The organism is Streptomyces sp. JLYT201 (assembly GCF_059448825.1).
On record NZ_CM182551.1, the window covers coordinates 3,958,461 to 3,976,687 of the forward strand.

General features: G+C 70.7%; 7 protein-coding genes. All 7 read right to left on the reverse strand.

From position 1 onward, the window contains the following. Positions 1–4 precede the first annotated feature (4 nt). Positions 5–6,844, reverse strand: coding sequence for a polymorphic toxin-type HINT domain-containing protein (locus AC5WAM_RS15930; protein WP_495522955.1), 6,840 nt, complete (start codon positions 6,842–6,844; stop codon positions 5–7). Between the two features lie 97 nt (positions 6,845–6,941). Further along, positions 6,942–10,577 (reverse strand): LamG-like jellyroll fold domain-containing protein, encoded by a 3,636-nt coding sequence (locus AC5WAM_RS15935; protein WP_495522956.1) that lies wholly within the window; start codon positions 10,575–10,577, stop codon positions 6,942–6,944. 121 nt (positions 10,578–10,698) lie between these two features. After that, the gene (locus tag AC5WAM_RS15940; protein ID WP_495522957.1) at positions 10,699–12,222 is read right to left on the reverse strand and encodes a VCBS repeat-containing protein; all 1,524 of its coding nucleotides are present in this window, start codon (positions 12,220–12,222) and stop codon (positions 10,699–10,701) included. Between the two features lie 656 nt (positions 12,223–12,878). Further along, a complete protein-coding gene (locus tag AC5WAM_RS15945; RefSeq protein ID WP_495522958.1) occupies positions 12,879–14,204 on the reverse strand; it encodes a hypothetical protein in 1,326 nt (441 codons plus the stop codon). 191 nt (positions 14,205–14,395) lie between these two features. Next, entirely contained in the window at positions 14,396–15,331 is a 936-nt protein-coding gene (locus AC5WAM_RS15950; protein ID WP_366789272.1) for an N-acetylneuraminate synthase family protein, read from the reverse strand. Between the two features lie 14 nt (positions 15,332–15,345). After that, complete coding sequence (locus AC5WAM_RS15955; RefSeq protein WP_495522959.1) at positions 15,346–16,641, reverse strand: cytidylyltransferase domain-containing protein; 1,296 nt, start codon at positions 16,639–16,641, stop codon at positions 15,346–15,348. A 98-nt stretch (positions 16,642–16,739) separates the two neighbouring features. Continuing rightward, positions 16,740–18,086 carry a DUF6716 putative glycosyltransferase gene (locus AC5WAM_RS15960; RefSeq protein WP_366789270.1) on the reverse strand — a complete coding sequence of 449 codons (1,347 nt, stop codon included), beginning with the start codon at positions 18,084–18,086 and terminating at the stop codon, positions 16,740–16,742. Positions 18,087–18,227: the final 141 nt, after the last annotated feature.

An 18,227-nucleotide genomic window follows, 5' to 3' on the forward strand; every position in this document is an offset into this window, starting at 1 on the left:
TTAGCTACCATTCCTTCTTGCTCTTTCCTTGTGAGAGTTGCGAGACGACCCCGCCCTGCCTCCTAGCGCATGACAAGCAGTGAGGGTACGCAGTCTGAGGCGAACCAGGAGCAACAAGACTGGACGGCGGCTGGTGATCCGGTATCCAATCCCCGTTCTTAGTCCCAGGCTTCTTGGCAGAGCAGGTGTGGCAGCCATGCGCATTGCCTGATTCATTGACCAGATCTCGAACCCCATCTGCTTCAATGTCGCCGTTCTCAAGAGCTATTCCCTCGCGGGCATTTGGACCGGCACCCAACGTAAGATCGCACTTCTGGCCGGGCGTTGCATTGTGAACGAGAACCGGCGCAGCAGCAGCCACCACATAATACGTATGCAGATCCGCAACCGTAAGGTTGTGCACCGTCGCCGACCGGGTCCAGCGGGTGACCGCGGTGATCTGTACGTGCGTTCCCGCGCTCGTGCGGAGCCACTGGCCCGGGCGGAGGTCCGTCGCGTCGATCCACTCGCCCAGTTCCGGGACCCAGAAGGGGTGGCCGTCCGTGGCGGTGACGGAGGCGGTCTTGGAGCCCTTCTTGCCGTCCGTGTCGATCGTGACCTTGACCAGGCGCTTGGCGCCCTTGCCCTTGATCTCGGCGGTGACCGTCTCGACCTTCGTCCTGCCGGTCTTCGGGTCGGTGGCCAGGACCTTGTCGCCCACGTCGACGTCTCTGATGGCCTTGGTACTGCCGTCCGCCATCAGGACTCTGGTCGCGGAGGTGAAGCTGTTGCTCACGCAGCTCGACTTCTCGGCCGCGTCCTCCAGTTTGTCGGCCCGCTTGTCCAGGGTGCGCCATTTGCCGACGCTGTCCTTGAGCTGGCCGAGCAGGCCCCAGATGCGTTTGCCGAGGGCGACTCCCTTGCGCCAGTTCAGCAAGTACTTCTTGGTCAACTGGCCGATCTTGGCGCCGATCGCGCTCGTGACGACGTTGAGGATCGTCGCCCCGCAGGAGCCGAGGCTCCCCGTGCTGAAGCAGTCGAGCGCGTCCGTGATGCCGAGCTCGTCCTGGATGATCTTGCCGAGTTCCTTGGCGGCCAGGACGGCGCGGCTCTGCTGGATGTCGGCCCGGGTGCGGGCGACGATGGCCTTGCGCTGCGCCGGGGTCTTGTCGGGCTGGTAGTACCGGTAGTAGGTCTTGGTGGACTTGACCTCCCAGCCGCCGTTGTCCTTCAGCCGGCACGTGACGCCCATGTAGATGCAGTCGTCGGGCTTCTCGCCGGTCGGGTCGGAGAGCGTCACCGGGCTGTTGTTGGCGTACGCGTAACCGTTGATCTGCTGCGGATCGGTGAAGTCGATCAGCGGGTCGGCCGAGACGAAGCGGCCGTTCTCCGGCTCGTACTCCCGTGCCCCGATGTGGGTCAGGCCCGTCGTCGCGTCGACCGACTTGCCCAGGAAGCCCTTGTCGTCCACCCACGGTTCTACCGTGCCGGAGTCGCGTACGTTGCCGAACGGATCCATGCGGCGCCGCGTGACCTCACCCGAAGCCGCGTCGACGGCCGCCAGCGAAGTCCCGTGGTGGTCGCCCGCCAGGAACTGAACGCCCTTCGTCGTGCGCATCGCCACGGTCCGGCCGCCGAAGCCGTAGTAGCGGGTCGCCTGCACCGCACGCGTGGCGGTGTTCAGGCTCAGCTCCATGCCCGGCAGGTACAGCGTCTGCTCGCCGGGTTCCTTGCGCAGCAGGCGGTTGCCGGAAGCGTCGTACGAGAAGGCCGTGGCCTCCGTGTCCGGCTTCGCCGACTTGGTCAGCCTGCCTTCGGCGTTCCAGGTCAGGTCCTGCGTCGTGCCGTTCAGCACGCGCTGGAGGGTGTTGCCCGCCGCGTCGTAGGCGAAGGTGTCCTGCGCCTTGACGGCCGGACCGCTGCTGCTGGCAGGAGTGTCCTTCACGACCTTGGTGAGGGTGTGCGGGCCGCCGTTGCCCTCCGCGTCCTTGCCGTAGGTGTACGTCCGCGTGACGTCCGGCTTGCCGCCCACACCGTGCAGGACCTGCTTGCTGCGGTTCCCCGACGCGTCGTAGTCGAAGTCCTGCCAGTAGGCTCCCGGGCCGCCGAGCGTCGTGGCGCTCGGATCGTTCGCGCACGCCTTGTCCTGCTTGCCGGTGCCCGCCGCGCCGTCGGAGGAGTTGGACGTCGCCCAGGCGGCCTTCAGGCGCCGCTGCCAGTCGTAGCGGAAGCACTGGACGTCCGCCTGACCGCCCTGGGGGGTGTCGGCGATCGAGGTGACGTTGCCGGACGCGTCGTACGTGTAGTCGGCGTCGTACGTCACCGCGTCGACGCCCGAGACGTCCACGCTGGAGTTCTTCAGGCGGTCGGTGCCGCGCTCGTACTCGTAGGTCAGCCAGGTCTTCTTGCCGTCGGAACCGCCCACCGTGCCCAGTTCCAGCTGCTGGAGCTGGGAGGTCGGGGCGTACGACGCCTGTCCGACGTACGCTCCCTGGCGCTTGCCGTCCAGGGTGGACAGCAGCTGCGTCGGACGCTGCAGGGCGTCGTACGTGTAGGTGAGCGTCTCGGAGCCGAGGCCGCCCGCGGCGGGGACGCTCTGCGACTGGACGGTGCCGTCAGGGTTGTACTGGGTGCCGAACTCGTAGGTGCCCGCGAGCTCGGAAGCCGTGTCACCGCCCAGCGCGACCTTGGTCAGCGTCGGCTGGTACAGCTCGTCCAGCTGGACGTTGAGCGTGGAGGTCTGGACCTTGCCGTTCTCGTACCTGTACGTGCCGTACGTCTGGCCCTTGGCGACGTGGTCGTAGGTCGTCGCGGTCAGCTGGGTGCCCTTGTCCGGCTCGCCTTCCCACGTCGACGTCGGACGGCCCAGTTCGTCGTACTTGGTGAACGTCGACTTGCCGCGCATGTCCGTGGTGGAGACGAGGCGGTCCAAGGAGTCGTACGTGTACGTCGACCTGCCCGTGTCCGGGTCGGTGGCCGACGTCTTGCGGCCGCGCTGGTCGTATCCGTACGACCAGGTGTTGCCCGCCGGGTCCTCGACGGACTTGAGCTGTCCGGCCGGCGTGTACGTGTACGAGGTGGCCTCGTAGTCCGCGGACGTGCCCGTCGGGACGGGCTTGTCCCCCTTGTAGCGACGGATCTCGGTCGTCCTGCCGCGGCCGTCCGTGAGCGTCGTCGTGGGTGCCGTACCGGGCGGGGGGTCGACGTGGACGCGGTCACCGCCGTAGGCGTACGTGGTGCGCCACTTCTCCTCGTCGGCGACCTTGAAGATCTCGGCCGTCTTGCGTCCCGCGCCGTCGTACCGCGTGACGGTCTGGCCGTCCACCTCGCCACCGGGCTTGAAGACCGTGGCGGTGGGTGCGCCGGTGGTGTAGTAGTCCGAGGCCGTCTCGACGACGTTGCCGAGGCCGTCGCGGCGCGTATCGGCGACGATCCGGCCGCCGTTCGGGCCCTCGGACTGCTGCTGGCGGGGCCGCAGCAAGCCGTCGTAGATCGTGTACTCGCTGCCGTAGGACGTGCCGTTGTTCTCGATCCGCTCCGTCTTGACCGCTGTTGACGCGGTCTTGCGGATCAGATAGGTGTACTTGATGGACGGGGTGAAGTCCTTGGCCCGGGACCGGTCGGGCAGCCAGACCGAGGTGAGCCGGCCCAGGGCGTCGTAGGCGAGGTCGCTGCGCTTGCCGTTCATGTCGATCTGCGCGGCGGGAGCGCCCCACGAGCGCACGTACTCCGTGGACACCTGCCAGCCCAGCGGATTCGTCTCCGTCTGCTTGGTGGTCAGGCCGTCGGTCTCGGTGTACGAGAACTTCGTCTCGATGCCCTTGGCGTCCTTGGCCTTCAGCGGACGCCCGAACTTGTCGAAGTCGGCAGTCGTGGCCTCTGACACCGTCTGGTAGGTGGGCGTGGTGCCGTCGTGCTTGGAAAGGCGCTGCACCTTCGTGGCGTCGCCCTTGGTCGGGGCCTCGCCCAGGCCCTTGCCGTCGTAGAAGGTGAGTTCGTCGGAGATGACCTGGGTCTTGCGGTCCGGCTTGCCGTCACAGGTGACGGCGACCTTCTCGGAGCGGGAGACCAGATCGTAGATGTTCTTGGCCTTGTTGTCCGCGAATTCCGTCCGGACGCACTGGTTGTCGCCGCTGTCGCCGATCTTTCCGAAGTCGTCGGTCTCGACCGCGCGGCCGGTGGCCGCGTCGTAGCGCGTGGTGGCGGCCACCTCCTGCCACTTGTTGTCCGGCAGCGCGGTGTAGGTCCGCGTGGTCTGCGGGCGTACGTAGTACGCCTTGCGGGTGCCCCAGTCCTTCACCCGGGTCGCGGTGGCTCTGGTCCACGTCGTGCTGATGCTCTTCGAGACGATCTTGTCGGCCGCGAACCCGCCGTCGTAGGTGATCGTCTCCAGTTCCTGGCCGGAGAGCTCCTCGTCGTCGGCGTGCTTCGTGCCCGTCGAGTCAGTGACCTCTCCGCCGAGGCCCCGCAGGAAGACGTGCTCGGTGCGCTGGTTGGCGGAGCTGACGGTGCCGTCGGACTTGGTCACCCGGACCCTGCCGTAGCCGCGCCAGTCGCTGTGCGTGCGGTACTCGCTCTTGGTGATGCCGTCGGCGCGGGCCTTCTTCCAGCCCGCGTCGCCCTGGTAGTCGTACTCGCTGACGTTGTCCGGCGTGTCCGCCGTCACGTCGTCCTCGACCACCCGCTCGACCAGGTACTTGTGGAACCAGTCGGTGATCGGGTCCTCCGCGCCCGGCGGGTTCCACTTGACCGGGTAGCACGCCTTCTTGGGGCTGTCCGCGTCGGGCAGGGAGCCCGCCTTGCAGTCGGCCTCGCGGTAGAGGACGTCCAGCCGGCCGCCGGAGCCGTTGTCGACTCCCGAGATGCGGAAGCGGTTCATCGCCTGGATGTTGTCGCCCGGCTTGTCGACGCGGTTGGGCAGCTGCTGGCCGAGGAGTTCGACGGCAGGCGTCTCGGCCGTCCCGGAGCCCGCGTGCCCGGTCTGCTTGATGGTGTTGAGCCACAGCGACTTCGAGCTGTCGCCGTTGTCGGTGAAGAGGTGGCCGAGGGACCAGGAGTCGACGTCCGCGTAGCCGTCGCCGTAGCGGATCTGCGTCGTGACCTTGCTGAGCATCTTGCGGGTCCAGAACGTCGGGCTGTTCTGGCCCTTGCACTTGGTGTCGGCCTTGCAGTTGAGGTCCCAGGGCACGTCCGGCCAGCGGCCCGCCGTCGCGTCCGTGAGGTCGCCCGGCTGGCAGTCGGCCGCCGCGGCCAGGCAGCGCTCGTCGGTGTCGAACACCATGCGGGCGGCGGCCGGGGTGCTGTAGACCGAGCCGTCGCGCTGGCCGTAGTCGATGCGCTTGAGGTACCCGCCGCGCGTGTACGGCTTGCCGTTCTCGTCGGTCTTCAGGCCCTGCGTGTAGTAGTTGGTCTCCTTGCCGTAGAAGTACGACATGGCGTTGTCGTGCGGGTCGACGACGTAGTCGAGGTTCCACCGCCAGGCCTGCTTGCAGTGGGCGTTGGCGAGGGTCGCGTCGTAGCAGGGCTCGCCCGAGTCGTCGCCGTAGACGGGAACCGTCCAGGTGGAGCCGGTCTGCTCCTTGCCCGAGGTGTAGCCGGGCAGGTTGTCCAGGCCGAAGTAGTACTGGGTGCCGTCGGTGGTGGTGACGCGCCAGTGCTCGCCGTTGTCGTCGCCGTTGCTGGCTCCGGTCAGCTTCTCGACCTTGCTGTTGTCGTCACCGCTGATCCGCCACTCGCCGGTGTCGTCGTCCTTGATCAGCTCGCCGGAACTGCCGCCGGCCAGTTGGATGGTGGCGTTGTCGTACGCCCAGCACTGGTCGCCGTTGGTCTTGGCCTGGCCGTCGTCGGCACACGGCTTGTACCGCCGCTCGATGAAGCCCGGCTCGTAGCCGAAGCCCTGCCCGATCCAGGAGCCCTGGTTGTTGGTGGCGGCGGTCTGGCCGTCGACGGACTGGGAGTTGTAGCCGAGGGTGACGCCCGGTACGAGCCCGCCCGGCGCGGGCGGTGTGCGCAGCGGGTACGTCCAGTTGAACGCGCCGGAGGAGTTGGAGACGCTCCACTCCGCGGAGGGTGCGAGCGGGGTTGCGCCGAAGCTGCCCTGGTCGCCCGAGGCCCCGGCGGTCGCCGCGAGGACGGTGGGGGCGGACCGGGCTCCCCGTGCCGCGACGGGCACGTCCGCGCTCAGGGTCGTGGCGGCGGTGTCGTTGGCCGTCCGCAGTTCGCGCGAGGTGGCGCAGCCGCGCTTCTGCGGTGTGGTCAGGGCGCACTGCGGCAGTTGCACCAGGCGAAGGCGGGAGCCGTACCCGGCGCCGTAGGCCTCGGCGAACCCCGAGTAGTCGAGGGTGACGCGCACGGCCGCGGGTCCGCCCGCCCGGTTCGCCCGCCCTGCCTTGCCCGCGTCGGCGACGGTGAGCAGGACGCCGTCGATGCCCGCGGCCTTCGTCTTCTCCCGGCCGACCACGTCGACCTTGACGGCGTCCGGCGTCTCCGGTCTGGATCTCCCGCGCTTCTCGGGCGGGCCGATCTCCAGCGGCAGGCCCTCTGCCTTGGCCGCACGGCTCGCTGAGCCCAGCGACACCGCGTCGCTCCCCGGCTTCGGCCAGACGACCGCGGCCGCCCGGTCCACCCGCGCCTTCTCGGCCGGATTGGCCCGGTGCCGTTCGCCCTTGAGGTCCGTACCGGACACCGGCTTGCCCAGGTCCTGGACCTCCGGCCGGGTCCGCCCCTTGTCGTCGGCCGCCGCGTCCGGGACGTACTGCGGAAGCAGCCCCACGGCCAGTGAGACGCCGAGGGCGAGGACGACCTGGCGGCGTGCGCCGGGGTGGGCGGACCAGGAGGGCAGGCGGAACCATTTCGACGTAGGCATGACATATCTCCGAGACGTGTGAGAAGAGCTGTGTCCGCGGGGCCGTGGGCGGGCGGGGCGCCCCTGCCGTGGAGCCACCCCGCCCGCCTGCCCTCGCCTACGTCACCGTTCCGTCCAGGTTCACACCGGATTCCAGCCTCGCCACGGTGGCCACCAGCGGTTCGTCGAAGGCCCCTTCGAAGACGCGTACTTCGTCGATCGCGCCGGAGAAGTACGCGGATCCCGACGTCAGGCCCGAGCGGCCCACCTGCACACCGGTCGTGGTGAAGTCCCAGCTGTTGGGCCACTTCACGACCTGGTCGGTCCACTGGCCGTTCACATACAGCCGGACCTCTTCGAAGAGCGCGTTGTACGACAGGGCCAGGTGGTCACCGTCGCCCGACGTGCTGGGCTGGACCCCCTTCGCGATCGCTTCCTGCACGGGGGCGTCCGCTGCGTCCTTCTCGGTCAGCCGCAGCTGCCAGCGGCCGGACTCCTTGTCGAAGCGGACCGTGGCCGCCGACCCCTCGGTCCCCGGCAGCGCGAACACCGTCTGGCTGGCCGTGGCGTCGGGCGAGCTGAGCCTGGCCCGTGCGGTGATCGTGAAGCTGGCCTTGGACTTCAGCAGTCCTGCGGTACGGCTCGCGTAGCCGTCCTTGCCGTTCAGCGCCAGGTGGCCGTCGCCCCACACGGGCTGCTCGGCCGGCTTGCAGTTCGGGTCGAGCACGTCGCAGGAGTCGTCCGCCTGGTAGAGGGAGGCGCCGCCGCGCATCGTCAGCCCCTTGCCGCCCGAACGGTCCGGCACCGTCCCGCCGGTGGCCTCGTCCATGTCCCAGTAGGCGAGCTGCAGGGGCGGGATCCCGCCCAGGCTCCGGGTCTCGCCCGCGGCCAGGACCCGGTCGAAGACCTGCACGTCCGCCACCGTCCCCTTCAGGTGCGCGGTGTATCCGTCGGGCTCCAGGGCCCGCCCGATCTGGAGCGAGCCGGTGGCGTTCCAGGTCGTCGGACGTTCCTGTATGTCACCGTTCACCAGCGTGCCGTTGACGTACATGCGCATCGTGCCGTCCGCGCCCGCTTTGACCTCGTCCTTGTCGTAGACGCCCACGAGGTGGGTCCATTCGCCGGGCACCGGCCTCGGGCCCTGGACCTCCCACGAGGTGACCGATCCGATCTCGCTGTCAGGTGCCCGGAAGGACCACCGCCGGGAGGTGGCGTCGTACCCGAGCGAGAAGCCGGACTGGGCGGAGCCGTCCTGGCTGATCACGGTCATCGAGGACTTCGGCAGCTCGGGAAGCAGCACCCAGCCCGCGACGGAGAAGGTCTTGTCCGTGTCGACGATGTGCTGACCTGCGTTGAGGTAGGCGCCGCTGCTGCCGTCGAGGGTCGCCGCGGTGCGCACCGAGCCGTGCGGCCCCTTCCCGCCGAACGTCACGCCGGAGCCCGCCGTGGCCGCCGCGGTGTTGTCGTTGCCTGCGGCCTGCTTGGATCCGACAGGGTCGGCGAGGGCCCAGGAGGCCTTGGCCGAGCGTCCCTTGGCGACCCGGAAGCGGTAGGACCTGGTGATCTCCTTGCTGTTGCCCGCGCGGTCCTCGGCCCAGACGAGCAGCGTCATCGGGGCTTCCCGCTGGGGCATCCAGCGCAGGACGACCGGTCTGCCCGGTGCGCTGGGCGTGAGCGACTTCTTCGCCTCGCCCGTGAACTGGTAGGTGTACTTGACCACGTCGGTGCCCTCGGAGTGCAGTTCGAAGGTGCCGTAGTCGCCCACGCCCGCATGCCACTTGCCGTCGTCCGGGAACGACTCCGACTTCACTTCGGGCGCGTCGGGCTTGGTCTCGTCGAGGATGAACTCGCATCGGGTGCCCGAGCCTTCGTGGCTCCACGGGCCCCAGGACTCCTCCGAGCCACCGATGTCGTCGCCGCCGCGCACCCACCAGCCGATCACGGTGTTCTGCGGCACTTTGAATCCCCCTGTGCCATCGCCCGTGATGTCGCTGCCGACGGTGTAGGTGAAGTCCTCGAAGCCACTGTCACGGCCGGACATGGTGTCCGACTGCTTGTAGTGGGTCGTGACGACGCGCTTCTCCTCCTTCCCGTTCTTGTCCGTCCAGAAGATCTCGAACTGGGCCCTCAGCTTCTCCGTGTTCCCGTTCGCGTCGCCGTGGTCCGGGTCCCACACCCTCGCCGCCAGCGTCGGCACCTTCTTCGTGTAGTGCTTGGTGGCCTCTCCGTAGGCGCACGTGCCACCGGTGCTCATGGACAGCTCGTCCATCTTCGGCTGGTAGGGCGGCCTGTTGTACGTGACTTCGAGTGCGGCGTTGTTGCAGAACCGCTTCCACGACGCGTAGGAGTCCTCGCTGGCGGCCTGGAGTCCGAACGTGGTGGTGTCCCAGCCGCTGGACGCCGCCTTCTGCACGGTGCCCTTCACGTTGAAGCGCACGTTCTGGTTGGTGGCAGAGCAGGAGCCGGTCGGGTTCGTCGGCGACTCGGAGGTGATGTGGTCCTTGCTGGACGGCCTGTTGGACCAGTTCGTGCGGGAGTTGATGGCGCTGCCGCCGGAGCTGTTCACGCGGTGCAACTGCACCGAGCGCGCCTCGCTGTTGTACGTGTGCACCAGGGTGATCGCGAACTCGGCCTTGAGGATCTTCTTGTCCTCGAAGCTTCCGGTCGGCAGGGCGTAGTACTGGCGCTGCACGTCGTCATTGCCGGTGCAGCGCACGGAGTAGTTCGCCGGGCAGCGGCCGACGCCCTTGCCGGACTCGACGCCGTCGTCGGAGTTGGGGAACTTCCAGCCTTCGAGCCCCGGCTTCGCGGACGACACCCAGGTCCAGCCCGTGCGGCCCTTCGTCCTCGCGACCGGGTCGATGATCACCGGATAGCGCGTGTTCGCGCCCCTGAGCAGGCTCAGGTCCGGCTTCAGGGTCATGGCGTGCTTCCGCAGCCCGAGTGCGACGTCCGCGACCCGGGCGCCGTCGCCCGGCGTGGCCTGCGGTGCCGTCGTGGCGCGCTGCCGCGGGCCGGCGGTCCTGCCGTCGCCGCGCGAGTCCCACATCACCGGCTGCGCGGCTTCGAATACCGTGGCCCCGGTCTGCCCGTCCTTCGCCACGAGCCCGCCCTCGACGTCCTTGCGGACGGCCAGGCCTTCGGCCTCGATGGGCAGTTCGATGGTGGCGAGGTCGGGATTGGCCGCCGCCCGGGCGGACTTGACGACCAGCATGTGCGCGAAGCCCTCGGTCTCCGCGCGGACGACCAGGTCGACGTCCGGCAGCACGGAGCGGTACGTGGCCGTGGGGCCCTCGACCTCAGGGGCGGGCAGCTTGCCGGGCCAGGACAGGGAGAGCTTCCTGCCGTCGCGTGCCATCGTGGCGAACGGGCCGTCCCCGCCCCGCGAGATGCTCAGGGCCGTGGGAGTGGCCCTGGGGGCGAGCACACCGCCGGGCCGCCCGACCAGCGTCGTGTCGATGCCGGTCCACGTGCGGCCCTTGCGGGTACGGACCGGCTCCGCGAACTCCTTGGCGGTGAAGGTGCCGTCCGGGTTCGCGAACGTCTGGCTGCGTTCGGTGCGCCGCCCGAAGACTTCGACGCGCTTCCCGGACTCGCCCGCGCGCCGGGCGGCCGCGGCGTCCGTGAACTCCGTGCCCGGTGCCGTGTCCGGGGCCGTGCCCGGGGACGCCGACTGCCGTTCGGACGACTCCGCGGTCGCCACCGGCGAGCCGGTGATTCCGGCGGCCAGTACGGCGGTGATCACCCCGGCCACGGCGACCGCTCTTCGCGCCCTCCGTGCTGCCCTGCTCTTCACGATTCCCCCTGCGTCGAAAGCGCTTGCGTCATGGGCCGAAGGCGGCGCACCCCCCGGGGCACGCGCCGCCCGGCGCCGCCTAGCGGATGTCCGTACCGAACGCCTTGCCTTCGTCCGGGACGCCGTTGGCCCCCGGCTTCACCGTGCGCACCGATCCCGTGCCGCCGTCGATGTGCTTCCAGGACGTCGCGTACACCAGGCCCTTACGGTCGCCCGACGTCTTGCTGTAGGGCACGCCCACATACAGGTCCCTGTACGTGCCCCACAGGCCGAGGCCCGTGAAGTCGCGCGCCTCGGCCGTGCCCGGCAGGCCGTGCCCCCGCGTGAGGACCTTGCCCCCCGCCCCGGACGGACCGAGCGGGGACAGGACGTGCACGGCACCGGCGTTCTCCACGGCCCCCACTTCCTGGTTGGGGACGCTGACAGCGAGCCTGATCGTCTCGGCGGTGGCGGTCGCGCCCGGCTCGGTGTTGGCCAGGGCGACCCGCTGCCCGAAGAAGTCCGCCGCCGCCGGCCGCTCATTGCCCCCCGAGGCCAGCCGGTCGACGAAGTCGACCTCGGAGACGGCACCGGACGGCTTGATGCGGATGACGGTGACGGCGCCCGCGTCCGCGACCGTGCCCACGTTCTCGTTGGGCGCGCCGACGGCCAGCAGCGCGTCCGTCTCCGTGTCCGCCCCCGACGGCCGGTAGGGGACCATGGACAGTGCCGTGCCGAAGCGGTCGTCCTTGGCTGCCGCGCCCGTCACCAAGGCCGGATGGTCCTCGTCCACCCCGTCGAGCGAGGTCGGCCGCCCGTCGTCGATGGTGTGGTTGAACAGCGTCACCGCCCCGGCGAACGACTCGTCGCCGATCGCCTCGCCGGGCGCGCCCGCGGCGATGAAGCGGCTCGTGGCCGCGAGGGACTGCCCGAACCGGTCGTTGGCCTCCGCCACGCCGGGCACGTCCGGGTCGTCCTGGTTCACCGTGGTCTTGGTGGTGCCCTGGACGTAGTGGATGCATCCGGCGTCCGAGATCCTGCCGATGGCTTCACCCGGAACGCCGATGGCGAGGTACGGCTTGCCGCCCGCCTTGACGCCCGCCGCCAGCGCGTAGCCGAAGAGATCCCCGGCCTCGGTCGCGGTGTCTCCGTCGAGTCCCGCCTGTGTGTAGCTCTGGATCTTTGAGCCCTCGCCGATGCCGGAGGGCCGTCCGTGGATGACGTACACGGCACCGGCGTCCGCTTGGGGCCCGTCGGCGGTCTTGACGTCCTCGTACGGTGCGCCCACCACCAGGTCGTCGCACCCGTCCCTGTCGGCGTCGTACACCGCGAGCGACGACCCGAACTTGTCGCCCGTCTCCGGGTCCGCGGTCATGCCGCTCAGCTTCTGGGAGATCTCGAAGACTCCCTTGTCGCCTCCGAGGACGACGCGGACGAGGCCGGCTGCGGTCTTCCCCGCCACGGTGGCCTCGGGATCGGCGATCGCCATGTCGCGGACGCCGTCGCCGTTGAAGTCCGATCCCGCCCCCTCGGCGCACGTGGCGGCGGCCGCGGGCGACGCCCCCGCGGAGAACGACGTCGCGGCAGCCACCACGAGCGCCGCTGCCACTCCCCATCCGGTCACCCGCGCGCCACCGCGCGCGCCTCGACTCAACTCCACAACCCCACCCCAGAGTTACAGAACACCGTCACAGAATGTTCACAGGGGAGCGAGTAAACGCTCGGCACATCCGAGCGGTCAATGTGACCCAGGACACATGAGGCCACGGGGCGATGTGCACCTGTTACTGAACGTGTCCGAGCTCGGCGGGTCCTGGCCACCGCATCCATCCCTGTGAGGCGCGCCTACGGGGCTCTTCGGTGGGCAGTTTCGTCACCAGAAGGGTGATTCATTTCCATGAGCAAGCACTGAAGGGGCGTGCCGCACGGTCGGCCAGGAGGGCGAAACTCGGCCACACCAACACGGAGGGGGCCCATCCGTATCACGCAGCGCAGCGGGAAATTTTGCCAAGCGTCCCGAGATCCACACCCGCCCCACCCTCTGTCCAGCTTGGGACACAACGGCCGTATAGGGACAGACACGAAGTGACCGGACGTGAGGTGGGGCGGTGTGGCCGCGGGGCGCGTCTGGGGACGGTGGCGCGGTTGCAGATTCAGGATGCGCCAGGGTGATCAACGGGCTGTCAACAGGCGTTGAACAGGGGCCGCCGCGGGTCGCGGCGGCTCGGGCCCGGTCAGGCCGAGGCCCGGTCAGGCCGAGGCTCGTCGGGCCGGACCCCGTCAGGCCGGGGCCGGGGTCTGGCGGGTGGGCTGGGTGGGGAGGGCCGGGGCCGGGTCGGGGTGCTGGAGGGCGGCCAGGCGGTGGACGTCGCGGGCGGTGCCCGTGACGCCGGAGAGGAAGCCCTGGGCCCGGGGGGACGCCTTGTCGGTCAGCCACGCGGGGTCGATGTCCATGACCGCGACCTTGACCTCGGTGCCCGCCAGGGCGAGGGGAAGGGTGTGGACGACCGTCGAGGGGAAGCTGAGGATGGTGCGGCCGATGGGGCCCCGGCGGGCGATGAGTTCCAGGGGGAGGTCGGGGCGGATCACCTGGAGGCCCGTCTCGACGGCCAGGCGGTGCAGCTTCTCGGCGCTCTCGCGGCGGTGCGCGAAGTAGCGGGCCGCCCCGTGCGTACGGGCGAGCGCGCCCACCGCGTCCAGATAGCGGTCGAGGTCCACCACGCCGGTCTCCACCAGGGACGTGCCGACCAGGTCCGCGCCCTTGGTGATGCGCGGCGGGCCGAAGCGGGCCCGCGTCCACGCGAAGGAGTTCACCGTGACGCGGACGCCCTCGGGCGCCGCGTCGATGGGCATGGAGGAGAAGACCTCCACCCGGCGGCGGCCCTTGGGGTGCGGCGTGAGGCGGCGGCGGGCCGAGGAGGAGACGGGCAGGAAGACCATGTCCCTGGGGCCCGGCCTGCCGCCCCTGCGGTGCCAGCGCACCAGGCGCTCGCCGTTGGCCAGCTGGGAGATGAACTCCATGGTGGCCGTGCCGTCGTCCACCACGACGAGGTCCTGCGCCCGGGTGATGGTGAGCAGGAGCTGTACGTAGCGCGAGAAGGGGTCGCCGATCACTATCCGGGCGGCCCTGCGCAGCGGGCCCGCGAGACCGCCGATCGTGTGGAACGGCGCGGTCGTGCCGCCGCGCGCCTCCTCCCAGCGCACCGTGTGGCCCTCCGCGCGGGCCAGTTCGGCCATGCGGCGCAGCTGGCCCCGGGTCATGGGGTCGGTGGGGGCGAGCACCACCAGCGTCAGGTCGTCCGGCGCGGCTCCGGCTCCGGCCTCGGCCCCGGCGTCGGTGCCGGAGTCGGCCGCCGTGGACTCGCCAGCGGCCGCCGTGGACAGCGCGGGCTCGGTGTCAGCCGCCGTGGACGCGGCATCGGCTGCCGAGGACGGCGCAGGCTCGGCGTCAACCGCCGTGGACGCCGCAGACGCGGCCTCGGCTGCCGTGGGCGGCGCGGACAAGTGCGCCCACTCCAGCACGTTGAGCAGCTGCACCGGCGACTCCACGAACGCCAGCGTGCCGTGTGGTGCCCTCGCGGCGCGCCGTGCGCTCCGTGCTGACATGGGTCGGTCCTCCCGTACGGGATGGGGCGGGTCGGTCCGGGCCCCGGCCCTCCCGTGCGGGGAGGGCCGGTGGGGGGTGTGCACAGGCCACCCGGGAACGCGTGGCGCGGGAGCGGCGCCGGTGCGCTCCCGGGGGCGCCGGGGGCCGACGGGCGGGGTGCGCCCGCCCGTCGGCGTGCGGCGGTCGGGCCTCAGACCGCCACGGGCTCGCGGTCCGCGGCCTCGGCGACGACGCCCGCCACGCGGCGGAGCTTCTTCATCGGGCCGAGCTCGGACTCGTAGACCTTCTTGACGCCGTCACCGAGGGAGGCCTCGATGGTGCGGATGTCGCGGACGAGGCGCGTGAGGCCCTGCGGCTCCACGGACGCGGCCTGGTCGGAGCCCCACATGGCGCGGTCCAGGGTGATGTGGCGCTCGACGAAGGTGGCGCCGAGGGCCACGGCGGCGAGGGTCGTCTGGAGGCCCGTCTCGTGGCCGGAGTAGCCGATCGGGACGTTCGGGTACTCGGCCTGGAGCGTGTTGATGACGCGCAGGTTCAGCTCCTCGGCCTTCGCCGGGTACGTCGACGTGGCGTGGCAGAGCAGGATGTTGTCGGAGCCGAGGACCTCGACGGCGTGGCGGATCTGCTTCGGCGTCGACATGCCCGTGGAGAGGATGATCGTGCGGCCCGTCGCGCGCAGGGCGCGGAGCAGCTCGTCGTCCGTCAGGGAGGCGGAGGCGACCTTGTGCGCGGGGACGTCGAACTTCTCCAGGAAGGCGACGGCCTCGGTGTCCCACGGGGACGCGAACCAGTCGATGCCGCGCTTGGCGCAGTGCTCGGTGATGGCCCGGTACTCGGACTCGCCGAACTCCACGCGGTGGCGGTAGTCGATGTACGTCATCCGGCCCCAGGGGGTGTCGCGCTCGATGTCCCACTGGTCGCGCGGCGTGCAGATCTCCGGCGTGCGCTTCTGGAACTTCACCGCGTCGCAGCCCGCGTCGGCGGCCACGTCGATGAGCGCGAGGGCGTTCTCCAGGTCGCCGTTGTGGTTGATGCCGATCTCACCGGTGATGTAGACGGGGTGACCGGGGCCCGCGGTCTTCGAACCGAGGGTGCGCAGGCGGTTGGCGGAGGCCGTAGTGCTCATGGCAGGAACTTTCCTTAACTGTTGAGGGAGGGGCCGAGGATCCAGGCGGCGATCTCTCGGATCGCGCCGTCACCGCCGGGGACGGAGGTGACCGCGCGTGCGGCGCCGCGTACGACGTCGTGGGCGCTCGCGACCGCCACGGGCCAGCCGACCAGGCCGAAGCACGGGAGGTCATTGACGTCGTTACCGACGTAGAGCACGCGCTCGGGAGCGATGCCCTGCTCCTCGCACCACTGCTTCAGTGCGAGGTCTTTGCGGTCGATGCCGTGCAGCACGGGGAGCTTCAGCTTGCGTGCGCGCGCGGCGACGACCGGGTTCTGTTCCGTGGACAGGATCAGCATCTTCAGGCCCGACCTGCGCAGGGCCGCGATGCCGAGGCCGTCACCGCGGTGCACGGTGACGAACTCCCGTCCGTCGGAATCGATCAGCACCCGGTCGTCCGTCTGGGTGCCGTCGAAGTCGAGTACGACCGCGTCGATGTCGTCGCGGGTCGGAAGGGCCGCCTCGTCGCCCGAGCGCACCGCGTCGAAGAGCGGGGCGAGGGCGCGGGCGCGGGCCAGGTCGTGCGGGTCGTCGATCTCCAGGACGCGCGCGGGGTCGGTCCGCACCAGTTCGGTGTGGCCGAAGAAGCGGTGCTTGTGCGCGCGGAAGCCGGTCGCGTCCATGCCGTAGGCGGCGCCGGTCTCCAGGAGGTCCTGGGGGCGGTCCTGGCGGCGGGGGCGGAAGGACTTGTCGTGGTTGACGCCGTAGCCGCCGGAGGTGACGGTGCCGGTGACGACCTTGGTCGAGCCGCCCTCCTCGGCGGTGCGCTCGCCCTCGATGGCGGGCGGCTCGTCGCCCGCGTCGCGCCAGACGAAGCCGTGGAAGGGCGCCACGGTGTGGGCCGTGTCGGCGCCGCCCTCGACGATCGCCGCCACGATGCCGTCGACGTCCTCGCGGGTGATGAAGGGGCTGGTGCACTGCACGAGCAGGACCACGTCCACCGGTACGCCGTGCAGCGCCTCGTGCGCGTCCATGGCGTGCAGGACGGCGGCCTCGCTGGTCGCGGTGTCGCCCGCGATGGCGGCGGGGCGCAGGACCACCTCGGCGCCCGCGGCGCGCGCGGTCTCGGCGATGACCGTGTCGTCGGTGGACACGACGACGTGGGTGACCAGGCGGGACGCGGTGCACGCGCGGACCGCACGGGCCACCAGCGGGACCCCGCCGACCGGTGCGAGGTTCTTCGCCGGCACCCCCTTGGAGCCGCCCCGCGCGGGGATGACGGCGAGGACGCGGCGTGCCGCTGCGCCCTCCGGGTGGGCCTTGGACATGGAGGCTCCTTCAGTGGTGCCAGGTGCGTCAGGGGTGCCTGATGGGGGGTACTGGCCTTGCTGCGGGATCACGGCCCGGCCGTCCGGGCGCGGGCCGGTCACAGCTCGCCCATCCGCCGGATCACCGGCGCGACGCGCTGCACTCCGTGCCGGTAGGCGCCGCGCGCCGCGCTGCGGACGGCCTGCCGCACGGGGCCCGGCTCGCGGTCGGCGGTGGGGGCGCCGGGCAGCGGCGCGCCGTCGGGGCCGAGGTGGTGGCGGGCGAGGATGCCGGGCAGATAGCCGGGGGCCGTGACCTGGGTGTAGTAGGGCTGGAGCGGGGGCAGCCCGCCCTCGGCCGCGCGGCCGACGAGCTCCGCGACCCGCTTGCGGGCCTCGTCGAAGGCCGTGTCGTACGTGCCGTCGGCGGCGACGCCCTGGCGCGCGACCCAGGCCGGGTCGGGCTCCGGGACGTGGCCGGTGTCGAGCTGGTCCCAGGAGGCGAGGCAGCCCGAGCCGATGAAGTGGTGGTTGCCGTGCGCCTCGCGGATGCCGAAGTCGGTGAGGACGGCCGTCGGGATGCGCCGGTGCAGGGCCTCGAGCGCGGCCGTGGAGCTGACCGTGACGAGCAGGTCGGTGCGGTCGAGCACCTCGCCCATGTGCCCGTAGACGAGGCGGAAGTTGGGCGGCGCGTCCATGCCCTTGACGAGCTTCTGGTACGGCAGTTCCTCGATGTGCGTGGTGTGCTCGCCGGGCTTGCTGCGCAGCTTGAGCAGGACCTCGCGCTCGGGGTGCAGCCGCGCGTGCCGGACGAGGCGGTCGAGCAGATACGTGCGCTCGGCGCGCTTCTCCGGTACGGAGGGCTGGGCGGCGAAGACGACCGTGTAGGGGTCGCGGGGCGCGTAGGGCTCACCGCCGAGGAAGGGCAGGGCGGCCTCCGTGACGCTGCCGGCGTCGGCGCCCACGCCCTCGTACACGGCGCGGAAACGGTCCGCGTCCTGGCGGGAGTTGGCGAGGACGACGTCCGCGCCGTGGCGGAGCAGCAGGCCGTCGGCGAGCTTCTCGTAGACGACGCCGACGTAGCCGGTGACGACGACGGGCCGCCGCCGGGTGCCCGCCCAGTCGCGGGCGAGGCCGTGAAGGACGGCCTGGACGCCGCCGCCGACCAGGGCGAGCACGAGGACGTCGTACTCCGCGGCCCGGCCCCGCATCTCGCTCAGGAACTCGATCGCCGTGACCTCGCGCAGGCTGTCCGCGCGCACGCCGACCTCTTCGAGCTGGCGGGGCGTCGGCGTGGCCCGGCCGCGCAGCAGATATCCGTCGACGTGGACGTCCGCGGCGGCGTGGGGGGCGGCCTGGGCTCCGGTGGATCCGACGAGGCGCCGCGCGGTGAGCGCGCCCCACTTCCACCGGGTGTCGGAGTCGGCGAGCACGGCGACCCGCGTCGTCTTGTTGCTTACTGGCACAGCGAAGACGCTAGGAAGGCATTCCGATTGATGGCCCAACTCAGGTGCAACAAACGGTTAACAGCGTGCCGACGAATGGCGAAGCGGCATGGCAAAGGTGTGACGGGAAGCCCGGTTAACCATTCCGCCACGCTTCGTTCA

Bases quoted from the DNA above. Each gene is read 5' to 3' on its own strand.
- AC5WAM_RS15930 (WP_495522955.1), bottom strand. From the start codon at position 6,844: ATGCCTACGTCGAAATGGTTCCGCCTGCCCTCCTGGTCCGCCCACCCC.
- AC5WAM_RS15945 (WP_495522958.1), bottom strand. From the start codon at position 14,204: ATGTCAGCACGGAGCGCACGGCGCGCCGCGAGGGCACCACACGGCACG.
- AC5WAM_RS15950 (WP_366789272.1), bottom strand. From the start codon at position 15,331: ATGAGCACTACGGCCTCCGCCAACCGCCTGCGCACCCTCGGTTCGAAG.
- AC5WAM_RS15955 (WP_495522959.1), bottom strand. From the start codon at position 16,641: ATGTCCAAGGCCCACCCGGAGGGCGCAGCGGCACGCCGCGTCCTCGCC.